The sequence below is a fragment of the Desulfonatronospira sp. genome (genome assembly GCA_003563255.1).
Classification (GTDB): domain Bacteria; phylum Desulfobacterota; class Desulfovibrionia; order Desulfovibrionales; family Desulfonatronovibrionaceae; genus Desulfonatronospira.
Map to the genome: position 1 here is coordinate 1 of PWSL01000138.1, position 8,722 is coordinate 8,722.

Annotated in this window: 8 protein-coding genes; 7 read left to right on the forward strand and 1 reads right to left on the reverse strand. The window is 55.0% G+C overall.

Translation table 11 applies throughout. The annotated features are described in order from the left end of the window. From QZP87_RS03755 to gap, 4 genes are all read left to right on the forward strand, one after another. Positions 1 to 360, forward strand: a 360-nt coding sequence (locus tag QZP87_RS03755) for a 2-oxoacid:acceptor oxidoreductase family protein (RefSeq protein ID WP_291321579.1), incomplete at its 5' end; no start/stop codon positions are given. Then, positions 345 to 1,115, forward strand: coding sequence for a 5'/3'-nucleotidase SurE (gene surE / locus QZP87_RS03760; protein WP_291321580.1), 771 nt, complete (start codon positions 345 to 347; stop codon positions 1,113 to 1,115). The genes QZP87_RS03755 and surE, both read left to right, overlap by 16 nt. Before the next feature lie 115 nt (positions 1,116 to 1,230). After that, a complete protein-coding gene (gene fba, locus QZP87_RS03765; RefSeq protein ID WP_291321581.1) occupies positions 1,231 to 2,154 on the forward strand; it encodes a class II fructose-1,6-bisphosphate aldolase in 924 nt (307 codons plus the stop codon). Positions 2,155 to 2,447: 293 nt separating this feature from the next. Then, the gene (gene gap / locus QZP87_RS03770; protein ID WP_291321582.1) at positions 2,448 to 3,446 is read left to right on the forward strand and encodes a type I glyceraldehyde-3-phosphate dehydrogenase; all 999 of its coding nucleotides are present in this window, start codon (positions 2,448 to 2,450) and stop codon (positions 3,444 to 3,446) included. A 4-nt stretch (positions 3,447 to 3,450) separates the two neighbouring features. On the opposite strand, the gene QZP87_RS03775 is transcribed toward gap, so the two are convergent. Beyond that, positions 3,451 to 4,290, reverse strand: a complete 840-nt coding sequence (locus QZP87_RS03775) for an MBL fold metallo-hydrolase (RefSeq protein WP_291321583.1) — start codon at positions 4,288 to 4,290, stop codon at positions 3,451 to 3,453. Between the two features lie 413 nt (positions 4,291 to 4,703). Between QZP87_RS03775 and QZP87_RS03780 the strand changes: the two genes are divergently transcribed. From QZP87_RS03780 to cobA, 3 genes are all read left to right on the forward strand, one after another. Then, positions 4,704 to 4,958 (forward strand): glutaredoxin family protein, encoded by a 255-nt coding sequence (locus QZP87_RS03780; protein ID WP_291321584.1) that lies wholly within the window; start codon positions 4,704 to 4,706, stop codon positions 4,956 to 4,958. 271 nt (positions 4,959 to 5,229) lie between these two features. Continuing rightward, positions 5,230 to 7,884, forward strand: a complete 2,655-nt coding sequence (locus QZP87_RS03785; protein WP_291321585.1) for a valine--tRNA ligase — start codon at positions 5,230 to 5,232, stop codon at positions 7,882 to 7,884. Positions 7,885 to 7,891: 7 nt separating this feature from the next. Next, positions 7,892 to 8,722: uroporphyrinogen-III C-methyltransferase (gene cobA / locus QZP87_RS03790; RefSeq protein WP_291321586.1), on the forward strand; the 831-nt coding region annotated here is incomplete at its 3' end.

Genomic DNA, 8,722 nt, shown 5'->3' on the forward strand with positions numbered 1-8,722 from the left:
CTGGACCTGCTGGTGGCCCTGAGCCAGGAGGCCTGCAACAAGTACTTCGGCGATCTCAAATCCGAAGGGTTCCTGCTGGTGGACACTTCCCTGGTTTCCCAGACGCCCACCAACATCTTCTGGGGGCTGCCCTTCACCACCATGGCCCAGAAAGTCGGCCTGGTCCAGACTACGAACATCGTGGCTATGGGAGCACTGACGCACTTTATCCCTTTTATGCGGGCCACTTCAGTGCGCAAAAGCCTTAAGGAAATCCTCCCCCAGAAGATTGTGGATATAAACCTTAAAGCCTTCAACGCCGGTTTCAACCGGGCCAAAAAAGAATACCCCGAGGCTCCTGCAAAATGGAAATTCTTTTGACCAATGACGACGGCATCCATGCCATGGGTCTCAAATCCCTTTACCGGGCCTTTACCGGTGCGGGATTCGAGGTACACGTGGTTGCCCCCATGACCGAGCAGAGCGCTGTGGGCCACTCCCTGACCATTTTCTCCCCCATAAAAGTAAAAAAAATCCACGAGAACAATTTCAAGGGACTGGGCATCTCCGGCACACCCGTCGACTGCGTCAAGTGGGCCATGCACTTTCATCTTCAGAAGAAGCCGGACCTGATTGTCTCCGGCATAAACAGCGGGGCCAACGTCGGGATAGATATCCTCTATTCCGGGACGGTTTCCGCAGCCACCGAGGGGGCCCTGGCCGGTGTACCCTCCCTGGCGGTATCCATTGACGAATTCCGACCTCTGGATCTCTCGCAACAGGCCCAATGGGTAAAGACTTTTATTCAGCGTTTTGACTGGTCCAGGCTGCCCTGTCAAAACGTATTGAACCTCAACTTCCCTGCCTGCGAAGTACACGAGGTCCGGGGGATAAAGCTCTGCCCCCAGACCACTGTGGTCTACCGCGATTTTTATCAGTTGCGCGAAGACCCCAGGGGAAATCCTTATTACTGGCTGGGCGGAGAAATACCCATGCACCTGGTGGATCCTGAAGCGGACCGGGCTATGCTCAGCAACAATTATATCACCCTTACTCCGCTTCAATTTGAACTGACCAACCATGAAGTCATAAGCGAGTTGCAAGAAGCAATTGCATTTGTTAATATTCAATTCTGATTTTTAAATACTTTCTGGATGTTCTGCAGAGTGCTCCCGGCTTTTTCACTGGCCGGCAAACAGCCTCTGCATGCAGTGCTATACCTTTTTTCACCCAAGACCCTAAGGAGGACATATGCCCCTGACATCACCCAAAGAAATGTTCGACAAGGCTTATCAGGGCGGCTACGCCATCGGCGCCTTCAATGTAAACAACATGGAGATCATCCAGGGAATAATGAAGGCCGGAGAAGCCGAGCGCTCCCCCTTGATTCTCCAGGTATCCGCCGGAGCCCGCAAATACGCCGGGCAGACATACATCATGAAGCTCATGGAGGCCGCCCTCAAGGAATCGGACCTGCCTGTGGTCCTGCATCTGGACCATGGGCAGAACTTTGAGATATGCCGCGATGTCATCAGCGATGGCTTCACCTCGGTCATGATTGACGGCTCTCACCTGCCCTTTGAGGAAAACATAGCCCTGACAAAGCAGGTGGTGGAATGCGCCCACGGGCAGGGAGTATGGGTTGAAGCCGAGCTGGGCCGTCTGGCCGGTGTGGAGGACGAAGTCAGCTCAGAGGAAAACATTTTCACGGATCCCGAGGAAGCAGTCGAATTCGTTGAACGTACCGGCTGCGACTCTCTGGCCATTGCTATTGGCACCAGCCACGGGGCTTACAAGTTCAAGGGTGAGCCCACCCTGGATTTTGACCGCTTAGAAAACATATCGTCCAGGCTGCCTGGATATCCCCTGGTGCTGCACGGGGCATCCTCGGTCCTGCCGGAATTCGTTGACATGGCCAACCGTTACGGCGGACAGGTCTCCGACGCCAAGGGTGTTCCCGAGGATTTTCTGCGCCGGGCCGCCAAATCAGGAGTATGCAAAATCAATATCGATACCGATATCAGGCTGGCCATGACCGCGGTTATCCGCAAATTCTTCCAGGAAAAACCCCAGGAATTCGATCCCCGCAAGTACCTGGGACCGGCCAGGGAAGCAGTGCAGGAAATGGTCCAGCACAAGATCAAAAACGTGTTGGGCTCATCAGGCAAGATTTAGCAGGTTTTCATTTTCTCATGCCACAGAAGTCACGCTTAAAACGTTATTGCAGCACCTGGTTTACAAGACCTGCACCAAGATTTATCAGATAGCAGGTACAACATTTTTTGTATCTGTTTAGCACTACCGCGAAACTTATGATTGACCTCCGGGGACTGGCTCTCCCCGCACTTATTTTTTCCAATAAAACCAAGATCATTTTTAATAAAAATAAGTGCGAAGAGAGCCAGTCCCCATGCCAGATCCAAAGCGCTGAACAGATACCATTTTTTAAACTTTCAAGGAGAGACCCCATGGCAGTAAAAGTAGGTATAAACGGATTCGGACGTATCGGCAGATACATGACCAGGTTGCTTGCCGGCAATCAGGAACTGCAGCTGGTGGCCATAAACGCCAGGGCCGACAACCAGGACCTGGCACATTTGTTCAAATATGATTCCGTACACGGTACTTTTCCGGGAGAAGTCCAGGCCAATGACAAGGGCTTCACCGTAGACGGCAATCAGGTCCTGGTCACCAGGCAGGGACCGGGTGAATGGACCTGGGGGGATCTGGGCACGGACATGGTCCTGGAAACCACTGGAAAATTCACTGACCGTGAAAGCAATGAAAAGCACCTTTCCTGCGGGGCCAAAAAAGTACTCATAAGCGCGCCGGGCAAAAACCCGGACAAAACCATCGTGGTGGGAGTAAACGACAAGGATCTGCGCCCCGAGGACAAAATCATCTCCAACGCCTCCTGCACCACCAACTGCCTGGCTCCGGCCGCCAGAGTGCTGCATGACAGCTTCGGCATCAAACACGGTCTCATGACCACAATCCACTCCTATACCATGAGCCAGAGAATCCTGGACGGCTCCCACAAGGATATCCGCCGGGCCAGGGCCGCGGCCATGTCCATGATTCCCACAACCACCGGGGCGGCCCGCATGGTCACCCAGGTCATTCCCGAACTCAAGGGCAGGCTGGACGGTATGGCGGTCCGGGTGCCTACGGCCAATGTATCCCTGGTGGACCTGGTAGTGGAAGTGGAAAAGAAGACCACCGCTCAGGAAGTGAACCAGGCCCTGCAGGCGGCAGCCCAGGGACATCTAAAAGACACACTGGGATACACAGAGATTCCCCTGGTTTCCGTGGATTATAACGGCAGCACCTATGGGGGTGTTGTTGATGGACCGCTGACCTCGGTCATGGACGACACTCAGGTCAAGCTGATTATCTGGTATGACAACGAAGCCGGCTTCTGCAACCAGCTCCTGCGGCTGATGCACAAGGTCAAGGCATACATGTAGTTTTTCAAAGCCTTACAGCCTGGCCCTGGAACACCCCGAAACACTCCAGGGCCAGTTGTTTTCCGGTGATCTCCTCCACACATTGCTGCACCATAAGATCCACCCCTTCATCATTTCTGTCCTGGTTGTGATGAAAAAGGCCCAGACGCTTGACTCTGGATGCTGCAGCAAGTTCCATGGCCTGCATACAGGTTGAATGTCCCCAGCCCTTTTTTTTCCTGTACTCTGCAGGGGTGAACTCGCTGTCGTGCACCAGCAGGTCAGCGTCCCGGGCGAACCGGACATATTCTTCAAAAGAAGCTCTCCCCCTGTGAAAATGACCCAGCTCGTTGTCCGTCAGAAAGACAAACGTCCTGCCGCTGCTGCTGATCCTGAAACCCTGACCCAGGTTGGGATGGGACAGGGAGATGGTCTCCAGGCAAAACCCCTGAACCTCCAGCCTGCCCTGGAACTCCTGGTAATTAACATCCGACATAACCCGGCTGTACTGAACTGGGAAATGCGGCGGCCTGAAAAGTTCCTTGAAGACCAGCTTGTGTATATCCCCCTGCAGTCGGGGCTGACCATACAGGTTGATGCTGAACCCCGGCTGATACAGGGGCTGAAAAAACGGCAGTCCCATAATATGATCCCAGTGGGTATGGGTAAAAAAAATATCCGCCTGAGCACTTTCTTCCTGAAGCAGCAATGTACCCAGCCGCCGGATTCCAGTGCCTGCGTCAAGGATTATCCTGCCACCTGAAGAGTTTCTGACTTCTACGCAGGTTGTCTCCCCTCCATACCTGGCATATTCAGGACCGCAGACCGGAACAGAACCCCTGCTCCCCCAGAAAACAATTTCCATAGTACACCCGTTATTGCCACAAGATCGTGTTTTAGTGCCATAGACATCAGGGCAGTACAACATTTTTTTATCACTAAAGCGACACTTTATTTGAACTCGAAGGGGACTGGCTCTTTTGCCGCCCAGAGCTCAGCCATTTTACGGTTTGAGTTCGGCAAAAGTGCCTGTCCCCGGTGGCCTGGGCAATAATTAACACAAAGTGTCGCTGTAGTGTTATGCACCCTGAATTTACCCGGAAATATCCATCCAAGTCCGGGAGGTTTTCCTTTGCAGGCTGCACCTGAACGAGATCAGTCAAGCCGGCTCGGCCTTTCCGGGACTGAACCGACGGCTTCAAATATGTTTTTGACTTTTTCAGCCTGGCCTGTAGACTTGTTTCTCTAATAAAAAACCCTTCAGACAAGGAGTCCATCATGTCCCAGGAAGTAAAAATTTTCGCCCTCAGCACCTGCATCCACTGCAAAAAAGCCAAGGAATACCTGGATCAGTGCGGTGTAAAATACACACCGGTACACGTAGACTGGCTCACCGGTGAAGAACGTAACAACACCCTGGCAGAACTGAAGAAATATAATCCCGCCGCCAGCTTTCCCACCATTCTGGTGGGAGACAGGGTAATAGTGGGCTTTAGAAAAGACGAGCTGGACCAGGCCCTGGGCATTGCATAGCCCTGCCGGGCAGATTTTGGGACTTCAAGGCCTGCACACAGGACATCCTGCGAACCATTCAGGGGATGCCGCAATCGTCCTGCTATGCCGCCGGCATGGGTAAAGCTTTTTTGCCCGTCCCAGAAGGTACCGGGTGTTCCCGGTTGTCCCGGGACTGTCTCTTTCTGTGTATTTGACGATGAGCACCTTTAAGTATAATAGAGCACTTTTGCATTCAGCAAGCGCTGCAGCCCGCAGATCGTGAATCCCTGTCAAATATTCGGAGTTTGAGATGCCAGAGAGTCTGCCCAAGGGTTTTGAGCCCCGGGACGTGGAAAAAAAATGGATAGATTACTGGAATGACAACCAGAGCTTCACTGCTTCGGATGAGCCCGGTGGCAAATCCTACAGCATAGTCATCCCCCCGCCCAATGTCACGGGCACACTGCACATGGGCCATGCCCTGAACCTGACCCTGCAGGACATTCTGTGCCGCTATCACCGCCAGCAGGGTTACGACGTCCTCTGGGTGCCGGGCACCGACCATGCCGGCATCGCCACCCAGAACGTGGTGGAAAAATCCCTGGCCGCCCAGGGCACAACCAGGCAGGACCTGGGCCGGGAGGAATTCGTCCGGCAGGTCTGGCAGTGGAAGGAAGAGTACGGCGGCAAAATCCTGAACCAGATAAGCCGTATAGGTGCTTCCGTGGACTGGAGCCGGCTTCGCTTCACTATGGACGACGGGCTTTCCCGGGCAGTGCGTGAAGTCTTTGTTGAGCTTTATGAACAGGGACTTATTTACCAGGGGGATTACATCATCAACTGGTGCATCCGCTGCCACACGGCCCTGTCCGATCTGGAAGTGGAATACTCCGAGGTTGACGGCGGGCTTTACCATCTGCGCTACCCCCTGGAGGACGGCTCCGGACACTTAGTGGTGGCCACCACGCGCCCTGAGACCATGCTTGGGGACACAGCAGTAGCGGTAAACCCGGAAGACGAGCGCTACAGGCACCTTATCGGTAAAAAAGCTGTTCTGCCCTTTTTAAACCGCAGGCTGCCCATCATAGGCGACGAATACGTGGACATGGAGTTCGGCACCGGGTGCCTGAAAATCACTCCCGCCCACGATCCCAACGACTTTGAACTGGGCCGCAAGCACGGCCTGGAACTCATCCAGGTCATAGACGATCTGGGCGCAATGACCCCGGAGGCCGGCGAACAGTTCGCCGGGCTGGACCGCATGGAGTGCCGCAAAAAAATCCTGCAGGAATTAAAGGAAAAAGACCTCCTGGAAAGCTCTGCAGCTCACAGACACAGCGTGGGGCACTGCTACCGCTGCAGCGCCGTCTTGGAGCCCTACGTATCCAGGCAGTGGTTCGTCAAAGTCGGCCCCCTGGCCAGCAAGGCCCGGGATGCTGTATCCGGCGGGGATACGCGTATTGTGCCTGGACAGTGGGCCAAGACATATTTTGAATGGATGGACAACATCCGTGACTGGTGCATCTCCAGGCAGATCTGGTGGGGACACCGCATTCCGGCCTGGACCTGCCTGGACTGCGGAGAACTTATAGTCTCCAGAGAAGATCCCACTGTATGCACCAAGTGTGAAAGCTCCAGGCTGGAGCAGGACCAGGACGTGCTGGACACCTGGTTTTCCTCGGCCCTGTGGCCTTTCTCCACCCTGGGCTGGCCGGATGACACCAGAGACCTGCAGAAATTCTACCCCACCTCTGTTCTGGTCACCGCCTTTGATATCCTTTTTTTCTGGGTGGCCCGCATGATGATGATGGGTGTTCACTTCATGGACCAGGTACCCTTCAGGGACGTATACATCCACGCCCTGGTCCGGGACGCCTCCGGGCAGAAGATGAGCAAGTCCAAGGGCAACGTCATCGACCCCCTGCTTATGATGGACAAATACGGCACCGATGCCTTCCGCTTTACCCTGACCTCCCTGGCGGCCATGGGCCGGGACATCAAGATGAGCGAGGACCGGGTGGAAGGCTACCGGCATTTCATCAACAAGATCTGGAACGCGGCCCGCTTCAGCCTCATGCATCTGCAGGAGCCGCCCCGCACATTCCATGCGTCTGCAGTGGAGGGACTGGCTCACCAGTGGATTCTTCACCGGCTGGAAGAGGTCAAGGACCGGGTCCGGGATGCAGTGGAAAACTACCGCTTCAATGACGCGGCCCAGACCATGTATCAGTTCGTATGGCACTCCTTTTGCGACTGGTATCTGGAACTCATCAAGCCTGAACTTTACGGGGAGGATGAAGCAGCAAAAGAACAGGCCAGAAACAATCTTTCACAGGTATTATCCGAAATAATCATTCTTTTGCACCCCATGATACCCTTTGCCACCCAGGAAATCTGGAGCAGGCTCCCGGGCAGGGAAAACCAGGATCTGAGCCGGGAACTCTACCCGGAAAAAAGGCCGCAGTGCAGTTTCCCTGAGGCCGCGGACAACATGGAATTTCTGCAGCAGGTGGTCACGGCTGTGCGCGGCATCAGAAGCGAGCTCAACATCGCCCCGGGCCTCAAGCTGGAGCTTTTGATGCAGGTGGATGGGCCGGACAGAGATTTTCTGATGAAACACAGGGATCTTATCCAGGGCCTGGCCGGACTGGGGGACATGCAGACCGGCATGGACCTTGAGCCCCCCAGGGGCTGCGGGGCAGCTGTAGTCAAGGGGTATGAACTCTTTGTACCTCTAAAAGGTGTGGTGGACATCCAGAGCGAACTGGCCAGACTGCAGAAGGAACTGGGCAAACTGGAAAAAGACCTAAGCGTGGTGGGCAAAAAACTGGAAAACCCGGGATTTTTAAACAATGCCCCTGCGGATGTGGTGGAAAAGGAGCAGGCCAAGGCAAATCGCATCCGGGAGGAAAAGGAAAAACTCCAGGCCCTTTACACCCGCCTTGAAGGCATACAGCAGGAGTAATAAATATATGGGCAAAGTATATCTCATAGGTGCCGGCCCAGGTGATCCCGGGCTTTTGACATTGAGGGCCAGGGACCTTTTGTCCATGGCCGACGTGGTGGTCTACGACTATTTGGCCAACGAGGACTTTCTGAAATTCTGCAGAAAGGATGCAGAACTTATTTACGTGGGCAAGAAAGGCGGCGATCATACCCTGAGCCAGGAAGGCATCAACCAGCTCCTGGTGGACCGGGCCGGCAGCGGCAACCATGTAGCCCGGCTCAAAGGCGGCGACCCTTATGTCTTCGGGCGCGGGGCCGAAGAAGCCCAGGAACTCCTTCAGGCGGGCATAGACTTTGAGATCATCCCCGGAGTGACCTCGGCCGTGGCTGCCCCGGCCTACGCCGGAATCCCCCTGACTCACCGCAGGTACGCTTCTTCTGTCTCTTTTATCACCGGACACGAAGACCCGGACAAGCCTGAAAGCGCCCACAACTGGGCCAGCCTGGCCACCGGCACCAGCACCCTGGTCTTTTTTATGGGGGTCAAGAACCTGCAGCACATCAGCCACAGCCTCATCCAGGCCGGCATGGACCCGCAAACCCCTGCAGCCCTGGTTCGCTGGGGCACCACCTGCATGCACAGGTCCATGGTCTCCACCATACAGGACATCCCCGGCCAGGCAGTAGAACAGGGCTTCAAGCCCCCGTCCCTCCTGGTGGTGGGACATGTGGTCCACTTAAGAGATGAGCTCAACTGGTTTGAAAAGCTGCCCCTCTTAGGCAGAGGCGTGGTGGTCACCCGGGCCAGGGAGCAGGCCAGCGGCCTGCTGGAGCAGCTCCTGGAACTGGGAGCCTGC

What these genes read in the sequence shown, in the direction of transcription:
- fba (WP_291321581.1), top strand. Translation starts at nt 1,231, where the DNA reads ATGCCCCTGACATCACCCAAAGAAATGTTCGACAAGGCTTATCAGGGC.
- QZP87_RS03775 (WP_291321583.1), bottom strand. Translation starts at nt 4,290, where the DNA reads ATGGAAATTGTTTTCTGGGGGAGCAGGGGTTCTGTTCCGGTCTGCGGT.
- gap (WP_291321582.1), top strand. Translation starts at nt 2,448, where the DNA reads ATGGCAGTAAAAGTAGGTATAAACGGATTCGGACGTATCGGCAGATAC.
- QZP87_RS03780 (WP_291321584.1), top strand. Translation starts at nt 4,704, where the DNA reads ATGTCCCAGGAAGTAAAAATTTTCGCCCTCAGCACCTGCATCCACTGC.
- surE (WP_291321580.1), top strand. Translation starts at nt 345, where the DNA reads ATGGAAATTCTTTTGACCAATGACGACGGCATCCATGCCATGGGTCTC.
- QZP87_RS03785 (WP_291321585.1), top strand. Translation starts at nt 5,230, where the DNA reads ATGCCAGAGAGTCTGCCCAAGGGTTTTGAGCCCCGGGACGTGGAAAAA.